This window comes from Nonomuraea sp. bgisy101 (genome assembly GCF_057708945.1).
In genome coordinates this window covers 26,914-48,694 of the sequence record NZ_JBYITD010000012.1, presented here as the reverse complement: position 1 = coordinate 48,694, position 21,781 = coordinate 26,914, and the positions used below count along the sequence as shown (strand labels likewise).

Genomic DNA, 21,781 nt, shown 5'->3' with positions numbered 1-21,781 from the left:
CTCTCAGGATGTGAAGACGGGAGAGAGGTCGGGCCAGCGCTCTGCCGTACAGAGCACCGGCGGCCGGTCGAGGGGAGCGGGCAGCGTGAGCGTCTGCCCGCCGTCGATGGCGAGGCCCGTCCAGACGTCGACCCACTCGCCCGCGGGCAGGTAGGCCTCCACCTTGTCGGCGCCGGGGTCGGTGACGGGCACGACCAGCAGGGCGTCGCCGAGCTTGTACTGCAACGGGTGGCGCCAGATGTCCTGGTCGCCTGGGTGGTCGAAGAACAGGCCGCGCATCAGCGGCGCGCCGCCCGCGATGGTCTTGCGCGCCTCGTCGGCCAGGTAGCCCACCAGCCGCTCCCGCAGCTGCGCGAACCGCCGGAACACCGGGACGACCCGGGAGTCGCCCGTCTGCTCCGCGATGTTCCACGGCGTCCTGTCACGCAGCGGCCTGCGGTGGTGGTTGAACTCCGAGTGGTACTGCATGATCGGCATGAACGCCGACGTGCCCGCGGCGCGCAGGTAGAGCTCCGCGCTCGGCAGCTCGCCGGAGAACCCGGCCAGGTCCCAGCCCCAGTAGACGATCCCGCAGGCCGAAGCGGTGATCCCGGCCCTGATCGAGGAACGGAACGCCTCCCACGTGGAGTCCTCGTCACCCGCCCAGAAGGCGCCGTGCGGCTGCGAGCCCGCGAAACCGGCCCTGCTGAACGTGACGGGCGCCTTGCCCGCCTGCCTGAGCAGGTCGCCGAAGGCGCGCGCGTAGTGCACAGGGAACAGCCCGTTGCCCTCGTCACCCCTGCGCCCGTCGGCGTAGCGCAGGTCGTGGCCCCACGCGTGCTCGCCGCCGTCGGTCTTGAACCCGTCGATCCCGACCTCCTCCACGAGATAGCGGCGCTTGGCCGTCCACCAGTCGCGCACCTCCTGCGAGCTCAGGTCCGGCATCAGCGCCAGCGGGAACCACCAGCCCCTGTTCCGGTACGGCCTGCCGTCCGCCTCCCTGACGCACCTGTCGAGGATCTGCCTGGCGTCCACGGCCGCCTGGTGCCTGGGGTGCGGGCGCATCTTCTGCAGCGGGATCTGCCACAGCAGCACCTTGATGTCGCGCGCGTGCAGCTCGTCCACCATGCCCTTGGGGTCGGGCCACGGACCGTCGGCGGGGAACCGGTAGTCGGCGAGCGTGTGCGGCTCCTCCGAGGGCTCGTACTCCGCGCCCCTGAACGCCGTGAACGTCGTCTCGTCGCTCCACGCCTCGATGACCAGCGCGCCCACGGGAATGTCGGTCTCGCGGTGCCGGTCCATCTCGGCCATGACACGGTCCTGCGTGTTCCACTCGTTGCCGCTGGCCCACAGCCTGAACACCCAGTCGGGCAGCTCGGCCGGCCTGCCCACCGTGCCGAGGAAGGCGTCGAGCACCTCGGCGGGCGAGCCCTCGTGGATCCTCAACGTCAGGTCGGCGCCCTCGGCCTCGACGACGATGCTCTCGCCGATCTCGTACCAGGTCCTGCGGGAGGTGTCGAGGTGGAGGCCCCAGCTGCGCGAGCCGTTGACGACCATGGCGAACGGCATCGGCAGGTAGGTGCGCCCGTGGGCGCCCTGCGACTTGTACTGTTCGAACACCACCGCGTCCAGCGTCCTGCCCCGCTGGTCGACGGCGTCGAAGCGCTCGCCGAACCCGACGACGTGCGCGCCGGGCTCCAGGGCCAGCTCGAAGCGGCCCCGCCGTACCTCGTCGCCGTCGGCCAGCCACCGGACGCTGCCCGGCACCACCCGGTCGCGGCCCACGACCGTCAGCCGCCCGCCCTCGTCTCTCCACTCCGCCGCCGTCACATGGAACCACGTGGTGGTGAACGAACGTGAGGAACCTGTGCCGCCACCGCGGAACCGGTAGCTGTAGCGGCGGCCCGCCTCCAGCGGAGGTGTCACGACGGACCACGATCCCGAGGCGGCCCTGGCCGCCTTGGCCTGCGCCGCCGCGAGATGCCCGCCGTCGGCCGCGGCGGACTCCTCCTCGGCCGCGGGACGGCTGAGCGGCAGTTCGAGCGCGGGCAAGCCGATGTCGACCCAGTCGCACACCACGGAGTCCACGTTCGCCGACGCCCGCACCCGCAGCTCGACGCTCTCGCCTGCCATCGGCAGGACGGGCACCCGCTGGTCCTCCGACTCGGCGTACGGGTGCCCCGACCCGTGAGGACGATGGCGGATCATGCGCGGACCTCCAGCGTGTCGGCGAGCATCAGGTACATCCCGTGCGACCACAGCAGCGGGGTCGCCACCGAGCCCCACCGGGCCAGCCACTCGTCGAACCTGCCCGGCGCCAGGAGCACGTCCGACACCTGCTCGGGCAGCTCGCCTGTCGCGGTGGCCTGCGCGCACATCCAGTCGAGGTAGCGCAGCGCCTCCTCGCGCCGGCCCGCCGCGGCGTGGTTGAGCCCGAGCAAGCCCGCCAGCAGCACCCAGCGGCCGCCGCCGTAGAAGGTGTCGGCCAGGTAGCGGTACACCCCGCCCTCGTGGGCGAGTCGCCTCTCCACCTCGGCCACCGTGGCCACCGAGACGGGGTGGTCCACCGGGTAGAGCCCGAACGGATACACGCACGCCAGCAGGCTCGCGTCGACCGCGTCGCTGCCGAGCCACTTGCGCAGGTGCCCGCCCTGCGCGATCCCCTCGGCCGCGACCAGCGCCGCGATGCCCTCGACCGCCTCGGCCGCCGCCCTCTCCTCCTGCTCGTCGAGGAAACCGGTGCCGATCGCCGCCCTCAGGCCGGCGTGGATCGCGGCCAGCGTCGAGACGTGGCGCTGGTCGACGTGCTCCTCCCACCAGTCGTAGCAGGGCTGGTCCCAGAACCACGACAGGTACTTCGCCGCGACCCTGACCGCCGTGCGCGCGCCCTTCACCTCGGTGCCGTGCCGTCCGGTGTGCTCGGCCAGTGCCCACAGCCACGTGCCGTAGCCGTCGAGCTGGTGGTCCCACCACTCGTCGGTGCCCTCGCCGCCGTCGAGCGTGAACCTGGTGGGCAGCATCTCGGCGGGGGAGACGCTCTCGCCGTCGGCGGCCCGCCCGACCAGCGCGTCCACGCGCGCCTGGCGGGCGCCGACGACGCCGGCGCACCACTCGTGGAAGGCGGTCACCCCTTCGAGCACGCCGGACCGGCTCATGCCCTCGGCGATGAACGCGCCGTCGCGCAGCCACGCGTAGCCGCGGTAGGCGGAGAAGGTGGGACACGCCGGGTAGGCCCCCGAGGGCGACTGGTGCGTGCTGATCACATCGACGCTGCGCGACACGAGCTGCGCCCGCGCCAGGTCGCTTCCTACGATCACTTGGTCAGATCTCCTGGTGAGTGAATGGTGCCGAAGGATTCGGGGACAGGGTCAGCCGAGGAGCTCGTCCACCTTGGCGGCCGCCGTCTTGAGCGCCTCCTCGACGGAGGCCCGGCCCGCCGCCGCGTTGGCCAACTCCTGGGTCACCGCGTCCTGCATCTCCTGCTGCCGCTTGATCACCGGCGGCAGCGCGATCGACTTCAGCGAGTCGAAGACCGCCTGGCGGTTGGCCGGCTTGGGGTCCTTGAGGTACCCGGCGAGCACGCCCTGGTCCGAGACCGGAGGCAGCTCCCACGACGACTCGATCCTGGTCGAGGCCGCCACGCCCGACGAGCTGAGGAACTTGGCCCACGCGTAGGCCTCCTTCCCGTGCCTGGTCGTGGTGGAGGCGGCGACCGAGTTGTGGAAGACGGCGCTGGCCTTGGCCGAGTCACCGGGCTCGACGACGACGTCCCACTCGAACGGCACGTCCTTCAGCCCCGCGAACTGCCAGATGCCGTTGTGCCACATCGCGAGCTTGCCCGACTTGAACAGGTTGGTGTCGTAGTCGGCGGTGCCGCCGATCTCCGCCTCGGTCGGCATGGTCTTGCCCACCTTGGACACCAGCCACGTGGCCGCCTTGACGCCCTGGGGGCTGTTGAAGGCCGCCTTCTTGCCGTCGGCGGAGAGGAACTCGCCGCCCGTCTGCTTGAGCGTCTTGTAGAACTCGAAGAACTGCACGGGCTGGAAGTCGCCGAACACGCCCGCCTTCTTGTCGGTCAGCTTCTCGGCGGCCGCCTGCTCCTCCGCCCACGTCCACGAGGCGGTCGGCTCGTCGATCCCCGCCTTCTTGAACAGGTCCTTGTTGTAGAAGAGGACGACGGTGGAGAAGGAGGCGGGCAGCGCGAACTGCTTGCCCTCGTGCTTGAACGCCTCCAGCGACTCCTGCGCGTACCCGGTGGGCGCGGAGTCCCCCGAGACCTGGCCCAGGTCGAGCAGCGAGCCGGCGTCGGCGTAGGTGACGAAGTTCTCGTAGTTGAGCTCGAAGGTGTCGGGCGCGGTGCCGCCCGCGATGCTCGTCTGCAGCTTGGTGAAGTACTGGTCGTACGGCGCGGTCTCCACGACCACGTCCACCTTCGGGTTCTCCTTCTCGAAGGCGGCGACGATCTTGTCGAGGTCCTTCACGTGGTCGGGTGCGGCGGAGAAGGTGAAGTACCTCACTGTCACCTTGCCGCCCTCACCGGCGGCGGAGGTGTCCCTGGTGGCCGAGCCCTGCGAGCACGCGGTGGCGAGGACCGCGGTGGCCAGCGCGGCGAAGGCGAGCCTTGTCCTGGTCATGGGGGGTGATCCTTTACTTGAGCCCTGATTGGGCGACGGAGGCGATGACGTGCTTCTGGGCGAAGAGATAGAGGATGAGGATGGGCACGACGCTGACCACCGACCCGGCCATGACGACGTTCCACTCGGTGGTGAAGCGGCCGTGCAGTTCGGCCAGGCCGAGGGGGAGCGTCATGAACTCGGGCGACTTGATGATCACCAGGGGCCACAGGTAGGCGTTCCAGCTGGCCATGAACCCGAAGATGGCGAAGGTCGCCAGGGCGGGCCTGATCAGTGGCACCACAATCAGCGCAAAAATCCGGAAATGTCCGGCGCCGTCCAGCACCGCCGCCTCATCGAACTCCTTCGGCACCTGGGCGATGGCCTGCCTGAGCAGGAAGACGCCGAACGCCGAGGCGATGGTCGGGGCAAGGACCGCGAAGTAGGTGTCGATGAGGTTGAAGGTCCGCATCTCGATGAACAGCGGCACGATCAGCACCTGCAGCGGCACCATCAGGGTCGCCAGGTAGACCGCGAACAGCGCGCCCCTGCCGGGGAAGGGCAGCCTGGCGAAGGCGTAGGCGGCCATCGCGCTGGTGACCAGCTGCAGGATGGTCGAGGCCGCCCCGATCCACGCGCTGTTGAGCAGGATCCGCCAGAACGGCGTGACCTCGAGCAGCTTGCCGTACGCGCCCAGGTTCGCCCCGTCGGGAGTGAAGTCCGGCGGGGTGGCCAGCACGCTCCCGCTCGGCGTGATCGAGGTGATCACCGCCCACGCGAAGGGGAACAGCATCACCAGCGCGCCCGCGACGACCAGCAGGTACTTCAGAGCCTTACCCATAGTTCACCCACCGGCGCTGCACGCGGACCTGGATCAGCGTCACCAGCAGGACGACCGCGAACAGCAGCCACGACAGCGCCGAGGCCGCGCCCGCCCTGCCGTACTGGAAGGTGAGCCGGTAGACCTGTTCGACCACGACCTCGGTGGCGCCGCCTGGACCGCCCGCGGTCATGACGTGCACCTGGTCGAAGACCTGGAAGCCGTTGATCAGCGAGATGACGACGACGAAGAACGTCGAGGGCGACAGCAGCGGCAGCGTGATGCGGCGGAAGCGCTGCCAGGCCGACGCGCCGTCCACCCGCGCCGCCTCGTGGTACTCGTGCGGGATCGCCTGCAGCCCCGCCAGCAGGATGATCATGACGAAGCCGAGGTCCTTCCACGCCGAGGCGAGAATGATCGACGGCATCGCCCAGGACGGGTCGGTCCACCAGCCGGGCCCTTCGACGCCGAGCAGGCCCAGCGCCCAGTTCACGATGCCGCTGGCGGGGTTGAGCAGCCACTTCCACATCAGCGCGACGACGACCCAGCTGGTGATGACCGGCAGGAAGTAGATCGCGCGGAACAGGTTGCGCCCGCCCATCGCCCTGTTGAGCAGCATCGCCAGGCCGAGCCCTCCCGCGTAGACGAGCGGCAGGTATCCGGCGATGAAGTACAGCGTGTGCAGGAAGGCGGCCCGCGTCTTCGGGTCGGCGAGGACCTCGCCGTAGTTGTCGAGACCCACCCAGCGCATCGGCTCGATCAGGTTCCACTCGTGCAGACTCACCCAGAGCGATCCGGCCATCGGGACCAGCGTGAACAGCACGAGCGGGACGAGGCTCGGCAGCAGGAAGACCGCGACGGTGCCCGCGTAGCGCAGCCTCCTGCGCGGCGGCCCCGCCCGGTGTGCCGCCGCGCGGGTCCGCGGCGGGTCGGCGGTGAGCGTCATGGGGTCGCCCCGATCAGCCTTGCGCGCACGAGCCTTCCCTGCTCGCCCGCGGCGCCTGCCGCGTCGAACGGCGTGGCCAGCACCAGCGCCGCGGCGCCCTGCGCCCAGCTCGTCTCGTCCCAGCTCTCCACCTCGATCGCGATGTCGCGCCGTCCGGGCATGAGCTGGGCGCGGACCGCCCTGTCGAAGCCCACCTGCCAGTACGGCCAGTGCGCGACGCCCTCGCCCAGGATGACCACGACCTCGGGGTCGACCACGTTGATCAGCCCGGCGGTGGATCTGCCGAGGATCCTGCCCGCCTGGTCGAAGACGTCCTGGGCGGCCCTGTCGCCGGCCGCGGCGGCCCTGCCGAGCTCGTCGACCGCGTCCCGCGCGCCGGGGTCGCCCTGCGCCGCGTGGTCTTCGAGCAGCCCCTTCTCCCTCGCGGACGCCACCAGGCCCGCCGAGCCGACGAACGCCTCCAGGCATCCGGCGGTGCCACAGCCGCAGACCGGGCCCGAGGGGTCGACCGGCACGTGGCCGAACTCGCCCGCGCCGCCTCTGGCGCCTCGGTAGACGCGCCCGTCGGTGACGATGGCGGCCCCGACGCCCCGCCCGATCGTCAGGACGAGGAAGTCGCGGTGCGTGCGGCCTCTGCCGTACAGGCGCTCGGCGGCCGCCAGCGCGTTGACGTCGTTCTCCACCAGCACGGGAAGGCTGAGGCGGCGGCGCAGGCGCTCGCCGACGGGCATCGCCTGCCAGCCGAGCGTCGGCGCGTTGACCGTCCCTACGGCCTGGTCGTCGACGCTCCCGGGAACGCCCACGCCGACGCCCAGCAGCGCGGGAGCCTGCTCGATCCGCGCCAGCGTGGCCTCGACGGTGCTCGCGAGGTCGTCGAGCGCGTGTGGCCCCGAGGGGTCGAAGGGGTGCTCCCACGATCCGAGCACCACGCCGTCGAGCCGGACGTCGACGATCACCAGGTGGTCTGCCGTCACCTTGACGCCGAGCGCGCGTCCCGCGGTGCCCACGAGACCGAGCCGCTGCGCGGGACGGCCGCCGCGTGACGGCTTGAGGTCGAGCTCCTCCAGCATGCCGTGCCCCATGAGCTCGCGCGTGAGCTGGGTGACGGACGCGGGACTGAGGTCGAGCTCCCGGGCGATTTCGGTACGGCTGAGCGGACCGACCGTGCCCAGGAGGGCGAGGATCGCCGTCCTGGTCAGGTCGCCGCGATCACTGCCTGCCATACAGGGACCGGACTTTCTTTGGAAATAAAGTTAGTGGTGAAAATATGAGTCCGCAGGTGTCCCACTGTCAAGAGTTCGCAACCGGGTTGAAACACGAACGGGCGCCCCTCGGCCGAGGGGCGCCCGTCAGATCAGCCGTGCGTCAGGAAGCGTCCTTCGCGCGGGCGCGCAGCGCGCGGCTCACGCCGTCGGCGCCCTCCATGACCATCCTGCGCAGCGCCTGGGGCGCGCCGGAGGAGGCCAGGTAGTCCTCCGCCGCCTGGACGGTCTCCTGCTCGATCAGCAGCGAGGGGAAGCAGCCCACGGCGAAGCTCTGCGCCATGTCGAACGTCCACTCCTCGTAGATCCGCCCGACCTCGGAGAAGTACTTCTCCTTGTACGGCACGAGCAGGTCCACGTGGTGCGGGTCCTGGAACCCCGCGATCGTCGTCCTGAAGATCGCGTTGGCCAGCTTGCCGCCGGTGATCGCCGCCCACGCCTCGGCCTTGGCCTCGGCGGTCGGGATGGCCGCCTTGCACAGGGCGGCCGAGCGCTCGCCCGAGGCGGTGGCGTCGCGCTTCAGCTCCGCCTCGATGTCGTCCGCGCCGAGCACGCCGCCGGAGACCAGCGCGTGCGTCAGCGTCCACCGCAGGTCGGCGTCGACGGCCAGGCCCTCGGGCGCCGACGTGCCGTCGAGGATGCCCTTGACGAAGGCCAGGTCCTCGGTCGAGGTGGCCACCGCGCAGAAGGCGTTGACGTAGGCGAGCTGGTGGTCGGAGCCCGGCTCGGCCGTGCCGATCCACGACTTCAGCGCGGCGGCGAGCTGGGCCAGGCCCTCGGCCTGCCAGGCCGGGTCCGCGTACTGCTGCACGGCCTGGCGGGCCTGCCGCAGGACGGTCTGGACGACCGTGATGTCCTTGACCGACGAGATGCCGGAGATGACCAGCTTGACGTAGTCGCGGGTGGCCATCTCGGCGTCACGGGTCATGTCCCACGCCGCCGACCAGGACAGGGCGCGCGGCAGCGACTCGGTGAACCGCGAGATGCCCCCGTCGACCAGCGTGGCAAGGGAGCGCTCGTCGAGCCTGACCTTGGCGTAGGTCAGGTCGTCGTCGTTGATCAGAACGAGGTCGGGCTGCGTCTCGCCCATCAGCTCGGCGACGGCCGTACGCGCGCCGACCACGTCGAGCTCGACCCGCCGGGTCCTGACCAGCTCACCGTCGACCTGGGAGTACAGGCCGATCGCGACGCGGTGGGAGCGCAGCGTCGGGTACTCGGCCGGGGCCTCCTGCAGCACCTCGAAGCGGGTGAAGCGGCCCTCGGCGTCCACGTCGAACGAAGGACGCAGCGTGTTGACCCACGAGGTCTCCAGCCACTCCTTCGACCACGACGACAGGTCACGGCCGCTGGTCCGCTCCAGCGCGGTGAGCAGGTCCTTCAGCTCGGTGTTGCCCCATGCGTGCTCGTTGAAGTAGTCGCGCACGCCGGCGAGGAAGTTGTCGAGCCCGACGTAGGCCACCAGCTGCTTGAGCACCGAGGCGCCCTTGGCGTAGGTGATGCCGTCGAAGTTGACCTCGACCGCCTGCATGTCGGGGATGTCGGCGGCGATCGGATGGGTGGAGGGAAGCTGGTCCTGGCGGTAGGCCCACGCCTTCTCCACGTTCGCGAACGTCGTCCACGCGCCCTTGCCCCAGCGGGTGGCCTCGGCCTGGCACAGCACGGAGGCGTAGGTGGCGAACGACTCGTTCAGCCACAGGTCGTCCCACCAGCGCATGGTGACCAGGTCGCCGAACCACATGTGCGCCATCTCGTGCAGGATCGTCTCCGCACGGCGCTCGATGATGGCGTCGGTGACGCGGGAGCGGAAGACGTAGTCCTCGAGGAAGGTGACACAGCCCGCGTTCTCCATGGCGCCCGCGTTGAACTCGGGGACGAACAGCTGGTCGTACTTCCCGAACGGGTAGCGGACGCCGAACACCTTGTGGAAGAAGTCGAAGCCCTGGCGGGTGATCTCGAAGATGTTGTCGGCGTCGAGGTGCTCGGCCAGGGAGGCGCGGCAGTAGATGCCCAGCGGGATGCCGTCGTGCTCGGAGGTCACCTTGTGGTAGCCGCCGGCCACCAGCGCGGTGATGTAGGTGGAGATGCGCGGGGTCGGCGTGAAGTGATGCCGCCTGGCCGCCTGGGTGGTGCCGTGACGGCCCGCGTGCTCCTCGAGCTGCTCGACGGAGTCGGCCGCGCCGTTGGAGACGACCTCCCAGTCGGCGGGGGCGAGCACGGTCAGCTCGAACGTCGCCTTGAGGTCGGGCTGGTCGAAGCAGGCGTACATGCGGTGCGCGTCGGCCGTCTCGAACTGCGTGTGCAGGTAGACCTTCTGGTCGACCGGGTCGACGAACCTGTGCAGGCCCTCGCCCGTGCGCATGTAGACGCAGTCGGCGTCGATGGTCAACTCGTTGTCGGCGGCGAGGCCGGGCAGCGGGAAGCGGCCCTTGTCCTCGTCGTAGGCGGAGACGTCGAGCGCGACTCCGTTGAGCTCCACCGTGCGCACATGCGCGCCGTGCAGGTCGATGAACGTCGTCGCGCCTGGTTCCGCGGCGGAGAAGCGAACGGTCGTGACGCTCTCGAACCGCTCCTCACCCTCCGTCAGGTCGAGCTTGACGTCGTACGACTCGACCTTCAACAGCCGGGCCCGCTCGCGAGCTTCGTCACGGGTCAGGTTGCCTGCCAAGATCCGCTCCTCTTCACCACATCTTTGGGGTTTTGTCTGAATCCTGCCATGCCAGGAATAGTCCTGACTCTCACTCAGGTTATGGCCGACGGCAAGGTCACCTGAATGAGAGAACCCCCAACATGGCTGAGCGAACCCCCGTAGACCTCTGGTTCGACCCGTTCTGCCCCTTCGCCTGGATCACTTCCCGCTGGCTGGTGGAAGTCGAGAAGGTGCGCGAGATCGAACCCCGCTGGCACATCATGAGCCTGAACGTCCTCAACGAGGACAAGGACATCTCTCCCGAGTACCGCGAGATGATCGCCGCGGCGATCGGCCCTGTCCGCGTCGTCGCCGCCGCGGCGGAGAAGTACGGCGAGCACGTGGTCGGCCCCCTCTACACCGAGCTCGGAACGCGCTTCCACAACGAGGGCAGGCCCAAGGAGGGCCCCACGATCAGGGACACGCTCGCCGACGCCCTGGAAGCCGCGGGGCTCGACAGGGAGGTGGCCGACGCGATGGACTCCGCCGACTACGACGAGGCGATCAGGGAGTCGCACTTCCGCGGCATGGACCTCGTCGGGCAGGAGGTCGGCACCCCCGTCATCCAGGTCGAGGGCGTCGCCTTCTTCGGGCCCGTCCTGACGAAGATCCTGCGCGGCGAGGACGCGGGCAGGCTCTGGGACGGCGTGCGCACCGTCGCGGGCTTCGAGGACTTCTTCGAACTCAAGCGGACCCGCACCCGGCGCCCCGTCTTCGACTAAGGGATCCGAGATCTCGGACATGTCCCCCTAACCTGGGCGGTTCGCCGTACCCTCGGGGAGTCAAGGTTCTCGCTTTGTGACCTTCGGCGCGCGAGGATGGGGGACATGCGTCATCTCTATATCAACGGGGCCTGGACGGCCTCGGTCTCGGGAGAAGGAATCGATGTCGTCAATCCGGCCACCGAGGAGACGATCGATACCGTTCCCGCAGGCGCTCCCGATGACGCAGAGGCGGCGGTCCTGTTCGCCCGCGCCGCGTTCCCCGCGTGGGCGAACACCGCGCCCGCCGAGCGGGGCAAGCTGCTGGCCGCCGCGGCCGACCTGCTGAGACAGCGCGCCGAGAGCGTCGCCAGGACGATCTCCACCGACATGGGCTCGCCGTACGGCTTCGCGCTGAAGGTGCAGACGCTCATGCCCGCCGGCGTGCTGGCCTCCTACGCGCAAATGGCCGAGAGCCACCCCCGCGAGAGCAGGGTCGGCAACTCGGTCGTGGTGAAGGAGCCCGTGGGCGTCGTGGCCGCGATCACCCCGTGGAACTACCCCCTCCACCAGATCGTCTGCAAGGTCGCGCCGGCGCTGGCGGCGGGGTGCACGGTCGTGCTCAAGCCCAGCGAGGTGGCCCCGCTCGCCGCCTACGCTCTGGCCGAGATCTTCCACGAGGTCGGCCTGCCCCGTGGTGTCTTCAACCTGGTCAGCGGCAGGGGCCCGGTCGTCGGCGAGGCGCTGGCCGCCCACCCCGAGGTCGACATGATCTCCTTCACCGGCTCGACCGGGGCAGGCCGCAGGGTGGCCGCGCTGGCGGCCGAGGGCGTCAAGCGGGTGGCGCTGGAGCTCGGCGGCAAGTCGGCCAACCTGATCCTGCCCGACGCCGACCTGCCCGTCGCGGTCAAGGCCGGTGTCGCCAACGCCTTCGTCAACGCGGGGCAGACGTGCTCGGCGTGGTCGCGCATGATCGTCCACCGCGACCAGTACGACCAGGCGGTGAGGATGGCCGTCGAAGCCGCCCGCAAGTACCTCGTGGGCGACCCCTTCGACGAGGCCACCAGGATCGGCCCGCTGGTGTCGGCCGCCCAGCGCGACCGGGTGGTCCGCTACATCAACACTGGTCAGGAGGAGGGCGCGCGCCTCATCATCGGCGGCACCGAGCGTCCTCTGGACCGCGGCTACTACGTCGAGCCGACCATCTTCGCCGGCGTGGAGCCGGGGATGACGATCGAGCAGGAGGAGATCTTCGGTCCCGTCCTGTCGATCATCCCCTTCACCAGCGAGGAGCAGGCCGTGCAGATCGCCGACGGCACCCGCTACGGCCTTTCGGGCGCGGTGTGGGCGGGCACGCAGGAGCGGGCGCTGGCGGTGGCCAGGCGGCTGCGCACGGGGCAGGTCTCGGTCAACGGCGGCCAGTTCAACCCGCACGCGCCCTTCGGCGGCTACAAGCACTCGGGCATCGGCAGAGAGCTGGGCGAGCACGGCCTCGAGGAGTACTTCGAGATCAAGTCGCTCCAGCTCTGAGCCGCGGGCGTCAGTGCGTGCGCTGGAGGATCTTGCGCGCCTCGCTCTTCGGCAGCCTGTCGACGTAGAGCGTGCCGTCCAGGTGGTCGGTCTCGTGCTGGAAGCAGCGCGCCAGCAGCCCGCGCGCCCTCAGCTTCACCTTCCGCCCGAGCCTGTCCATGCCCTCGATGCTGACGCCCGCCGCACGGGGCGTCGCCGCGTAGAGCGGCTTGCCGGTGTCACGCCCGGGGACCGACAGGCAGCCCTCCTCGTCGAGCACCTCCTCGGCGTCGTCGATCGTCAGCGTGGGGTTGATCAGGTGGCCCTTGCGCCCGCTGCAGTCGTAGACGAACAGCCTGCGCGACACGCCGATCTGCGGCCCGGCCAGGCCCACGCCGTCGGCCGCGTACATCGCCTCGAACATCTCGTCGATGAGCTTCCTCAGCTCCTTGTCGAAGTCGACGACGGGTTCGGCCGGGGTGCGCAGGACGGGATCGCCGATGTACCGGATCTCACGCATGGGCGCTGTACTCCTGTAAGGACTGAATGGGGCAAGAGCCTCTTACTCTAGCGCGGGACCGACGTGGCTCGCGCCCCGCGAACCTGCGAAACTGGTCCCGTGCGTGTCTACATCGGTGCCGACCATGCCGGCTATGAGCTGAAGAACCACCTGGTGACCTGGTTGAAGGACCAGGGCCACGAGGTGACCGACTGCGGTCCTTTCGTCTATGACGCCGAGGACGACTACCCGGCGTTCGTGCTGCGCGCCGCCGAGGGCGTCGCGGGCGACCCCGGCAGCCTCGGCATCGTGATCGGCGGCTCGGGCAACGGCGAGCAGATCGCGGCCAACAAGGTGCGCGGCATCCGCGCGGCCCTGGCCTGGAGCGAGGAGACGGCGCGCCTGTCCCGCGAGCACAACAACGCCAACATCGTCAGCCTCGGCGCGCGCATGCACTCCGAGGAGGAGGCGACCAGGTTCGTCGAGGTCTTCCTCGACACGCCGTTCTCCGGCGCCGAGCGCCACAGCCGCCGCATCGCCCAGCTCGTCTCCTACGAGACCATCGGCCAGCTCCCGCCGCTGCCCTAACCGCGCGGATGCGAGCCCGCCGCGGGCTACGACTTGCGGCGGGTCTCGCGCCGTGGTGCCTCGTCGCGCAACGGCCGCCGGTCGGCGGCGTCCTGCTGTTCCTGCGAGGGCTTGGAGACGTCCCTCGCCCGCATCGCGGTGATCGCCGTGATCTGCAAACTCTGCAGCGCCATACCTGTGACTGTAGCCCGCCGCCGCGGTCCCCGAAGGCGGGCGGCCCCGGTCAGAAGACGAGGCCCGCCCACGGCGCGGGCGACCACGACATGGCGGTGGCGAGGGCGCGGACCGCTCCCGCCGAGTGCTCGGTGAGCAGACCCGCCGCCTGCTGGGCGGTCAGCGAGCCGGCGCCCAGATAGGCCCCGCCGAGCGCGGACACCGGCAGCGACACGTCAGGGGTCTCGTCGGTGGGCTTGCACGAGGCCGAGCCGGTGTCGGCCGTCAGCCGCCAGCGGCCCGCGTTCCACGGGCAGACGTCGTCGTCCACCTCGATCACCAGGTCCACGGGCGCGGAGTAGGCGCGGGAGACCAGCGCGGCGTCCACCGAGACCAGCCTGACCCACAGCTCGTCGCCCCAGCGCGAGTGGAGCTGGCGGACGTCGGCCAGCAGCTGGGTGATCGGGTCGTCGACCGGGATGTCGGCCGTCACCTTGGTGACCAGGTCGCGGTCGAGCACCGCGCGCCACAGCAGCGCGTGCGCCGCGGGGTCGGTCGCGTGCAGCTCACGCAACTGCAGCTCGCAGTCAGGCCCGCCGTTCTCGCCCCACGCCGACTTGACCCTGAACAGCGCGTAGCCGCGCGCCCCTGAGGAGTCCTCCACGAGGAAGCCACGCAGGCTGCCCGCGCCCTGCTGGTCGAACTCCTCGTCGGCCAGGCTCATGTTCCAGAAGTGCTCGTTGCGTGCGTACCGGCCGGGCCGCTCGGTCATGACCCTGGCGAACAGCTCCTCCAGGGTGGACCTGACCTCGGCGGGCTTGACCACGCGGACCCTGAGCGAGGGGTCGGAGGGCGCGGCGGGGGTGAAGGCCGACCGGTGCGTGGGGATGCTGACCGCCAGGTTGTCGGCCGCCCTGCCGTAGCCGTACCGGCCGTAGATGATCGCCTCGGAGGCGTACAGCGCGGCCACGGCCTCGCCCCGCTCGCGCACGTCGGCGAGCTGGCGGCGCATGATCTGCGAGAGGATGCCGCGACGGCGATGCGAGGGAAGCACACTGACCGCGGTCACCCCGGCGACGGGCAGGGCGCCGCCCGGTACGGCCATCGAGAAGCTGTGGATGCCGGTGACGCCGGCGATGAGGTCGCCGTCGAAGGCGGCCAGGGTCCGGTCGAACTCGGTGTTCGCCTTCCAGCGTTCGGACTGTGTGGGGTGCGGCGTCCAGTTGAAGGCCTCGGCGAGCACGCCGCTGAACTGGGGCCACTGCTCTTCCGAGATGGGGCGGATCGGATAGCTCATCCGTCCACGGTAGGAGCGGGCAAAGCCGGACGGCCACCCAATATCCGTGCTTAATGATCAAGGCGTTGGTCAAGTGGGCTGCCCAAACCCGGGAGAGACCGATACAGTCGAGCGCATCATGAACTCACGTCCGGTGCCGCAGATCCCGCCTCGGCTCCGTGCGGTGCTGGTCAAAGTGCCTGGTCTGGTGCCCGCGGTCAGGTTCCTCAGAAGAGGGCCGCTGGCCAGGGACCGCAACCTGCTGATCACTCTGTCGGTGCTGACCCTGATGGTCGGCGGGCTCGCCGCCCGCGTGTCCACCGAGTGGTTCTCGCCCTCCCTGTTCATCCTCATCACCCTGGTCGGCGGGCTGCAACTGCGGCTGCGCAGCCTGGCGGTCCTGCTGGTCTCCGTCCTGGCGTCCCTCGCCTACATTGGAGCGGTCCTGGGGGTCAACAGGATCGGTCTCGGGCTCATGGTGAGCATCGGCTTCACCACGGTCCTGGCCGTGCTCATGGCCCGCACCAGGGGCAAGCTGGGCGTGCAGGGCCTGCGCGGCGACGCCATGCTGCTGGAGCTGCGCGACAGGCTCAAGAGCCAGAGCGAGCTGCCCTCGCTGCCCAAGGACTGGGGCGCCAAGGTGGTGCTCAAACAGGCCGGCGGCTCCTCCTTCGGCGGCGACTTCCTGGTCTCCATGCGCGACGGCGACAACGTGGAGATCGCGCTGGTCGACGTGTCGGGAAAGGGTGTCGACGCCGGCACCAGGGCGCTGCTGCTGTCCGGCACGTTCGGCGGGCTGCTCGGCTCGGTCGACGACTTCCTGCCTGCCTGCAACGGCTACCTCCACCGCCAGCGCGGCGACGAGGGCTTCGTCACCGCCGTCCACCTGCGCCTCGACCTCAGCACCGGCGAGTACACGATCACCTCCGCCGGTCATCCGCCTGTGGTCAAGCTCGACTCGGGTACGGGCAACTGGGAGATCGCCTCGGCCAAAGGCGTGGTCCTCGGCGTGGTGCCCGACCTGCACTGCGAGCCCGACAGCGGGGTGCTGCGCAAGGGCGACGCGCTCCTGCTCTACACCGACGGGCTCATCGAACAGCCTGGCCGCGACATCGACGCCGGCCTTGACAGGCTGCTGGGCGAGGCCGAGCGGCTGCTGCCCTCGGGGTTCCGCGACGGAGCGAGGGCACTGGTCAACTCGATGGCGTCAGGACACAACGACGACTGCGCGCTCGTCCTCATCTGGCGCCCATGACGAATCACACGGTCAGATCGTGAGCTGAGTCACTGTCTGGCGGTGGAGCGGCCTTGAGATTCTCAAGGCGTGGACAACCGGTATGAGCTCTACTGCCTTGTCGATCCCCTGTTCTGCGACTCACCGGTGATCGACGGCGCGCCCGAGTTCGTCCATGCGACCAGGCGCGCTCCAGGGGGATGGACGCGTACCGCGCAGGCCGGGCGGGCGACCTCGCCTGCCTGGCGCCGCACGAGGAGCCGGTCTCGCTTCCCTTCCTGCAGGCCCCGCGCCGAAGAGAGCGCCGGCGCGGACTGAGCGCCCCCAGAGCCCGGGTCCCGGTAGGAGCGGCGCGGTTCCGCCGGGACCCGGTCATCATCCACGCGGCAAGCCGCTACAGCCAGCCGGACCGCTACAGCCAGCCGGAGTCGCTGGCGATGCGCACCGCGTCGATCCTGTTGCGGGCGCCCGTCTTGCACATGATCCGTGACAGGTGGTTGCGGACCGTGCCGACCGACAGGAACAACTCGTCGGCGATCTCCGTGGAGCGGGCCCCGCCCGCCGCGACCCTCAGCACGTCCCGTTCGCGCGGGGTCAGCGGGTTGGCGACCGACTCCAGCGCGGCCAGCGCCAGCTCCGAGTCGACCGCCCTGCGTCCCCCGCCCACCGCACGCAGGCCCTCGGCCAGCACCTCGGGCGCCACGTCGAGGCTCATGAAGCCCGCCGCGTGGGCCTCGAAGGCCCGCCGTACCTGACCGGGGTTGGGCTGGGCGGAAAGGATCAGCACCCTGCAGCGGGGAGCCTGCTCGCGTAGCAGCGCGGCGGCGGCCAAGCCGCCGAGATCGGGCAGGTCGAGGTCGACGACGGCGGCGTGGGGATCGTGCTCGAGCGCCGCGGGAACGATCCCCGCGCCCGTGCCGACCTCGGCGACCACCTCGAGATCGGCCTCCACGTCGAGCGAGGCGACCAGGCCCCTTCGCACCAGCGGGAGGTGCTCGGCTACCAGGATCCGAAGCGACACATCTCCTAGAGTGATCGTGTGACTGCGTACTGTCAACGCGGTCTCCGGATTCCGCAAAGGACGCGCAAGCCGTTCAGCATCGGATTGTTCGACTACTCTGGGCTTGTCGGACCTTCTCCTCAGCCATGGAGCGCGCGTAGATGATCTGGCTCTACATCGCGGGGATCGTCATCTTCGTGCTCGGCCTGATGGCCTCCATCGGGCTGCACGAGATCGGTCACCTCGTTCCCGCCAAGCTGTTCGGCGTCAGGGTGACGCAGTACATGGTGGGCTTCGGCAGCACCATGTGGTCGAGGCGGAGGGGCGAGACCGAGTACGGGATCAAGTGGATCCCGTTCGGCGGCTACATCCGGATGATCGGGATGCTGCCGCCCCGTCCCGGTGACGATCCGACCAAGCTGCGGAGAGCCTCGACCGGGCCGTTCCAGGGGTTGATCGACACCGCGAGGGACGTCGCGCAGGAGGAGGTCGGCCCCGGCGACGAGGACCGTGTCTTCTACCGCAAGAAGTGGTGGCAGAAGGTCATCATCATGTTCGGCGGCCCGCTGATGAACTTCGTGCTGGCCTTCGTGCTGTTCACGATCCTGCTCGTCGGCATCGGACTGCCGGGCCTGTCGCCCGTGGTCTCGCCCGACACTAACGCCTGCGTCATCCCCCACGGCCAGACCCGCACGGTCTGCGCGGCAGGCGACCAGCCGACGCCCGCCGCAAAGGCGGGCATGAAGGCGGGCGACAGGATCGTCGCCTTCAACGGCGTCAAGGTCGCCAACTGGGAAGAGGCCACCCAGAAGATCAGGAAGAACGGCCCGGGCCCCGTCACGGTCGGCATCATCCGCGACGGCAGGCCGATGACGCTCAACGTCACGCTCATCGGCAGGGAGGCCATCGACGACCCCACCGCCAAGACCAAGGGCGAGGGCTTCCTCGGCGTCCAGGCCACCAGGATCTACGAGCAGCAGAGCTTCGGCACCGTGATCGGCTACATGGCCACGCTGACGGGCCACGTGGCCGAGTCGCTGGTCAACCTGCCGCAGCGGATGGTCGGCGTGTGGCACGCCGCCTTCTCGGGCGAGGAGCGCGACCCCAACGGGCCCATCGGCGTCGTCGGCGCGGGGCGCATCGGCGGCGAGATCGCCGCCTCGGGCCTTCCGGTCAAGGACAAGCTCTTCGAGCTGGTCAACCTGCTGGCCGGCTTCAACCTGGCGATCGGCATGTTCAACCTGATCCCGCTGCTGCCGCTCGACGGCGGCCACATCGCGGGCGGCCTGTGGGAAGGGCTCAAGCGGGCCTACGCCCGGGTCATGCGGCGACCCGAGCCCGGCTACGTCGACATCGCCAAGGTGCTGCCGCTGACGTACGCGCTCGCCATGGTGATGATCGTCATGGCGGGTCTGCTCGTCTACGCCGACCTGGTCAACCCGATCAAGCTGTCAGGCTGAGGTCACTCGCCCGTCACGCCGTCGATCCGCTCGCGCAGCAGGTCGGCGTGACCGTTGTGGCGGGCGTACTCCTCGATCATGTGCACCATGATCCAGCGCAGTGACACCTCGTTGCCGTGGCGCAGCGTCCTGCCGATCGTGTCGAGCGGGAGGCCCGCCGACACCTTCCTGGCGTAGGCGATCTCGGCGCGCCAGGCCTCCAGTGCCTGCTCACCCGTCATCGTGGCGATGTCGTCGAAGGCGTCGTCGGGCCGGTCGGGCGTCGAGTGCAGGCGCGGGACGTCCTCGCCCATCAGGTGCCTGCGGAACCAACTGCGCTCCACGTCGGCCATGTGGCGCAGCAGGCCGAGCAGCGACAGCGTGGACGGCGCCGCCGAGCGCTCGCGCAGTCGGTCGTCGGTCAGGCCCGCGCATTTGATCGCGAGCGTCTCACGGTGCCAGTCGAGCCAGGCGTCGAGCATCTCCCGCTCGCCCGCGACGAACGGGGTGATCATCCGAGTATCAGTCATAACGTGTGATTATGGACCCGCCGTCAAGTACGGCGCGCCCTGACGGCCGGCGTGGGGGATGGGATGCTCGCGCGGCTCCACCACCGGCTCGATCGCCGGCCGTCGTAGCGATCTTCCTCGGAAAGCGGAACGCGGTCAGCCGTCCAGCAGCACGGGGAGGCTCGCCAGGCGCCACGACATGGGCAGCGGCTGCCGTTCCAGCTTCTCGGGAGCCACGGCGAGACGCAGGCCTGGAAAGCGCGACAGCAGCCCGCTGAAGGCCACCTCGCCCTCCTGGCGGGCCAGGGCCGCTCCCAGGCAGTAGTGCAGGCCGTGTCCGAAGCCCACGTGGACCTCGCGCCTGCTGTCGGGCTCCCGGGCGATGTCGAGCCTGTCGGGGTCGCCGAACCTGCGCGGATCGCCGTTCGCGCTGACGATCAGCGCCATCACGGGCTCGCCTCGCCTGACCACCGTGCCGCCGACCTCGACGTCCTCGGCGGCGTAGCGCATGCGCGTGCCGTGGACGGGTCCGCACCAGCGCATGAGCTCATGGACGGCGCGCGGCACCAGCGACGGCTCCGCGCGGAGTCTGGCGAGCTGGTCGGGATGGGTGAGCAGGGCGGCGGCGCCGTTCCCGATCAGGTGGGCGGTGGTCTCGTGGCCCGCGAGGACGAGCGTGAGCACCATGGTGATCAGCTCGGTGTCGGTGAAGCGGTCGCCGTCCTCGTCGTGGGCTCTGATCAGCCCGGTGAGCAGGTCGTCGGCGGGCTCGGCGCGGCGACGGGGGATGAGGTCGCGGATGTACTCGACGACGCCGACGAGCGGCTCGGCGAGGGCGCCGGGCTCCATCGTCGTCATGCGAGCGCCCCAGACCCTCCACTGGGCGCGGTCGGCCTCAGGGATGCCGACGAGCTCGCAGATGACGGTGATGGGAAGCGGGTAGGCGTACTCCTCGACGAGGTCGACCACGCGGTCGGTCGGCAGCGCGTCGAGGAGCTCGGCGCTGATCTCCTCCACCCTGGGCCGCAGTTCCGTCACCCGCCTGGCGGTGAAGGCGCGCGAGACCAGCCTGCGCAGCCTGAGGTGGTCGTCGCCGTCGAGATCGAGGATCCCGTCGGTGAGGTAGCGGGCGTATTCGGGCGGGACGCCTCTGGCCTGTGTCAGCTTCTCCCGCATGTCGGTGACCTCGGCGCCGGGCACGTTGCCGGGGTCGTTGACGAAGCGGTGGTCGCTCAGCACGGACTTGACGTCGTCGTACCGGGTGACCAGCCAGATCGGGGTGTCCTGCCCGGGGAAGGAGGCGCGGAGGACGGGCGCCTCCTCCCTGAGCTGGGCGAAACCCCTGTACGGATCGGTCAGCAGGCCGGGGTCCATCAGGTTGACGGTCTTCATGAGCGCCTCTCGTGACCGGAAGGATGAATCTGGTCATCGAGTCAAACGTACGCTCGCCGCCGACCCCCTGCAAGGATCAGTTCATCGAGATGTGCACGTGGTCGTAGTGGTTGGCGGTGATGCTGCCTCGGTCGGACATCGCCCGCCAGCCGCTGCCGCTGTTGATGCGCTGCCGCCAGATCACGTACTTGATGCCCAGGCGGCTCTGGTTCTTCATCGCCCACGCGGCGACCTGGTCGCCGAGCGTCCTGTTGGCGGCCGTCGGAGTGGCGCCGCCCGAGCTCATCATGAAGTCGCAGGCGCGCCCGAGCGGATGCTCTCCGCTGCCGCCCGACCGGTAGCAGCCCACCTCGAACGGCAGCGCGAACGACTTCTTGATCGTGTCGCGCATGAGCCTGGTCCGCGGCGTGATGTTCTCCGAGCCTGTGGGCAGCTCGGGCGCCCAGCTTCCGTCGCTCTTGCGCCCCGGACCCGTCGGCACGAGGCCCTGCAGCTTCTTCTCGATGTCCTTGATCATGCCCTCGGCCTCCTTCCGGTCGTCGGCGACCTGGTCGGCCTCCGTCTTGATCCGGTCGGCGAGCGCGATCGCGTCGGTGGCGGCCTGCTTCTTGGTGTCGCGGGCCGCGGCGACGCTCTTGACCACGGCATCCTGCTCGGCGCTCATCTGCTCGAGCAGCGCGGCGGTGTTGAGGTCGGGGGTGTAGAGCAGCATCGGCAGGTCGGGGGTGCTGGCCTGGTAGCGCATCTCGGTGATCTTGGAGGCCTCGGCTTCGGCCTTGGCCAGCGTCTGCTCGGCCGTCGCCAGCCGCTTCTTCGCCGTCTTGGCGGCCTTCCGGGCCTCGGCGAGCGAGACCCGCTTGGCGTTGTAGCGCTCGATGAGCTTGTCGACCTTGGTGTTGAGCTCCTTCAACTCGGCGCGCAACGTGGGCTCGGACGGCTTGGGGGCAGCCGAGGCCGCCGTCGCGGAACCGATGATGAGGGACAGCGCGGCAAGAGCACCGCATGCGAAACGAGACGTGGGGGACGCCACGAACGATCCTCTCCGTCTGCCGGCCGGGTTAGCTGACGGGTTCGGGCGGGAGATGCGGCCCTACCACAGACGTGGATTCACCCCAGGTTCTTGGTGGGTCCCCGGCTCCCGGGCGACGCGCCCGGGATTAGGCATGTAACGGCTG

Annotated in this window: 19 protein-coding genes and 1 riboswitch; of the genes, 5 read left to right on the top strand and 14 right to left on the bottom strand. The window is 69.9% G+C overall.

What is annotated here, in order from left to right; genetic code table 11:
- Positions 1 to 3: 3 nt before the first annotated feature.
- From AC3EO4_RS23170 to pepN, 7 genes are all read right to left on the bottom strand, one after another.
- Entirely contained in the window at positions 4 to 2,187 is a 2,184-nt protein-coding gene (locus AC3EO4_RS23170; protein WP_431897720.1) for a glycoside hydrolase family 31 protein, read from the bottom strand.
- Positions 2,184 to 3,296, bottom strand: coding sequence for a glycoside hydrolase family 15 protein (locus AC3EO4_RS23165; RefSeq protein ID WP_431897718.1), 1,113 nt, complete (start codon positions 3,294 to 3,296; stop codon positions 2,184 to 2,186). Before AC3EO4_RS23165 ends, AC3EO4_RS23170 begins: the two co-directional genes overlap by 4 nt.
- Positions 3,297 to 3,347: 51 nt before the next feature.
- Positions 3,348 to 4,613, bottom strand: a complete 1,266-nt coding sequence (locus tag AC3EO4_RS23160; protein ID WP_431897716.1) for an ABC transporter substrate-binding protein — start codon at positions 4,611 to 4,613, stop codon at positions 3,348 to 3,350.
- A gap of 13 nt (positions 4,614 to 4,626) precedes the next feature.
- Positions 4,627 to 5,433 carry a carbohydrate ABC transporter permease gene (locus AC3EO4_RS23155; RefSeq protein ID WP_379572642.1) on the bottom strand — a complete coding sequence of 269 codons (807 nt, stop codon included), beginning with the start codon at positions 5,431 to 5,433 and terminating at the stop codon, positions 4,627 to 4,629.
- Positions 5,426 to 6,358 carry a carbohydrate ABC transporter permease gene (locus tag AC3EO4_RS23150; protein WP_379572643.1) on the bottom strand — a complete coding sequence of 311 codons (933 nt, stop codon included), beginning with the start codon at positions 6,356 to 6,358 and terminating at the stop codon, positions 5,426 to 5,428. Before AC3EO4_RS23150 ends, AC3EO4_RS23155 begins: the two co-directional genes overlap by 8 nt.
- Positions 6,355 to 7,581 (bottom strand): ROK family protein, encoded by a 1,227-nt coding sequence (locus tag AC3EO4_RS23145; RefSeq protein WP_379572644.1) that lies wholly within the window; start codon positions 7,579 to 7,581, stop codon positions 6,355 to 6,357. Before AC3EO4_RS23145 ends, AC3EO4_RS23150 begins: the two co-directional genes overlap by 4 nt.
- A 142-nt stretch (positions 7,582 to 7,723) precedes the next feature.
- Entirely contained in the window at positions 7,724 to 10,285 is a 2,562-nt protein-coding gene (gene pepN, locus AC3EO4_RS23140) for an aminopeptidase N (protein ID WP_431897714.1), read from the bottom strand.
- Positions 10,286 to 10,407: 122 nt separating this feature from the next.
- Between pepN and AC3EO4_RS23135 the strand changes: the two genes are divergently transcribed.
- Both AC3EO4_RS23135 and AC3EO4_RS23130 read left to right on the top strand, forming a co-directional pair.
- On the top strand, positions 10,408 to 11,028 hold the full coding sequence (locus AC3EO4_RS23135) for a mycothiol-dependent nitroreductase Rv2466c family protein (protein WP_379572646.1): 621 nt from the start codon (positions 10,408 to 10,410) through the stop codon (positions 11,026 to 11,028).
- 105 nt (positions 11,029 to 11,133) lie between these two features.
- Positions 11,134 to 12,537, top strand: a complete 1,404-nt coding sequence (locus AC3EO4_RS23130; RefSeq protein WP_379572647.1) for an aldehyde dehydrogenase family protein — start codon at positions 11,134 to 11,136, stop codon at positions 12,535 to 12,537.
- Positions 12,538 to 12,547: 10 nt separating this feature from the next.
- Here AC3EO4_RS23130 and def read toward each other — a convergent pair whose 3' ends face one another.
- Positions 12,548 to 13,036 (bottom strand): peptide deformylase, encoded by a 489-nt coding sequence (gene def / locus AC3EO4_RS23125; protein WP_379572648.1) that lies wholly within the window; start codon positions 13,034 to 13,036, stop codon positions 12,548 to 12,550.
- Positions 13,037 to 13,135: 99 nt separating this feature from the next.
- Between def and AC3EO4_RS23120 the strand changes: the two genes are divergently transcribed.
- Positions 13,136 to 13,603, top strand: a complete 468-nt coding sequence (locus AC3EO4_RS23120) for a ribose-5-phosphate isomerase (protein ID WP_379572649.1) — start codon at positions 13,136 to 13,138, stop codon at positions 13,601 to 13,603.
- Positions 13,604 to 13,629: 26 nt separating this feature from the next.
- On the opposite strand, the gene AC3EO4_RS23115 is transcribed toward AC3EO4_RS23120, so the two are convergent.
- Together AC3EO4_RS23115 and AC3EO4_RS23110 are read right to left on the bottom strand one after the other, a co-directional pair.
- The gene (locus AC3EO4_RS23115) at positions 13,630 to 13,776 is read right to left on the bottom strand and encodes a hypothetical protein (protein ID WP_379572650.1); all 147 of its coding nucleotides are present in this window, start codon (positions 13,774 to 13,776) and stop codon (positions 13,630 to 13,632) included.
- A gap of 50 nt (positions 13,777 to 13,826) precedes the next feature.
- Positions 13,827 to 15,053, bottom strand: a complete 1,227-nt coding sequence (locus tag AC3EO4_RS23110; RefSeq protein WP_379572651.1) for a GNAT family N-acetyltransferase — start codon at positions 15,051 to 15,053, stop codon at positions 13,827 to 13,829.
- 118 nt (positions 15,054 to 15,171) lie between these two features.
- Here AC3EO4_RS23110 and AC3EO4_RS23105 point away from each other — a divergent pair, with 118 nt between their 5' ends.
- Positions 15,172 to 16,287 carry a PP2C family protein-serine/threonine phosphatase gene (locus AC3EO4_RS23105; RefSeq protein ID WP_379572652.1) on the top strand — a complete coding sequence of 372 codons (1,116 nt, stop codon included), beginning with the start codon at positions 15,172 to 15,174 and terminating at the stop codon, positions 16,285 to 16,287.
- Between the two features lie 391 nt (positions 16,288 to 16,678).
- Here the strand turns inward: AC3EO4_RS23105 and AC3EO4_RS23100 are convergent, their stop codons facing one another.
- The gene (locus tag AC3EO4_RS23100) at positions 16,679 to 17,287 is read right to left on the bottom strand and encodes a response regulator transcription factor (RefSeq protein ID WP_379572653.1); all 609 of its coding nucleotides are present in this window, start codon (positions 17,285 to 17,287) and stop codon (positions 16,679 to 16,681) included.
- A gap of 140 nt (positions 17,288 to 17,427) precedes the next feature.
- Between AC3EO4_RS23100 and AC3EO4_RS23095 the strand changes: the two genes are divergently transcribed.
- Positions 17,428 to 18,726 (top strand): M50 family metallopeptidase, encoded by a 1,299-nt coding sequence (locus AC3EO4_RS23095; RefSeq protein WP_431897711.1) that lies wholly within the window; start codon positions 17,428 to 17,430, stop codon positions 18,724 to 18,726.
- A gap of 2 nt (positions 18,727 to 18,728) precedes the next feature.
- Here AC3EO4_RS23095 and AC3EO4_RS23090 read toward each other — a convergent pair whose 3' ends face one another.
- The 3 genes from AC3EO4_RS23090 to AC3EO4_RS23080 all read right to left on the bottom strand — a co-directional run bounded on the left by AC3EO4_RS23090 (position 18,729) and on the right by AC3EO4_RS23080 (position 21,636).
- Positions 18,729 to 19,235, bottom strand: coding sequence for a DinB family protein (locus AC3EO4_RS23090; RefSeq protein WP_379572655.1), 507 nt, complete (start codon positions 19,233 to 19,235; stop codon positions 18,729 to 18,731).
- Between the two features lie 135 nt (positions 19,236 to 19,370).
- Positions 19,371 to 20,606 (bottom strand): cytochrome P450 family protein, encoded by a 1,236-nt coding sequence (locus AC3EO4_RS23085; RefSeq protein WP_431897709.1) that lies wholly within the window; start codon positions 20,604 to 20,606, stop codon positions 19,371 to 19,373.
- 76 nt (positions 20,607 to 20,682) lie between these two features.
- The gene (locus AC3EO4_RS23080) at positions 20,683 to 21,636 is read right to left on the bottom strand and encodes a coiled-coil domain-containing protein (RefSeq protein ID WP_431897708.1); all 954 of its coding nucleotides are present in this window, start codon (positions 21,634 to 21,636) and stop codon (positions 20,683 to 20,685) included.
- 3 nt (positions 21,637 to 21,639) lie between these two features.
- A riboswitch (cyclic di-AMP (ydaO/yuaA leader) is annotated at positions 21,640 to 21,780 on the bottom strand.
- Position 21,781 lies beyond the last annotated feature (1 nt).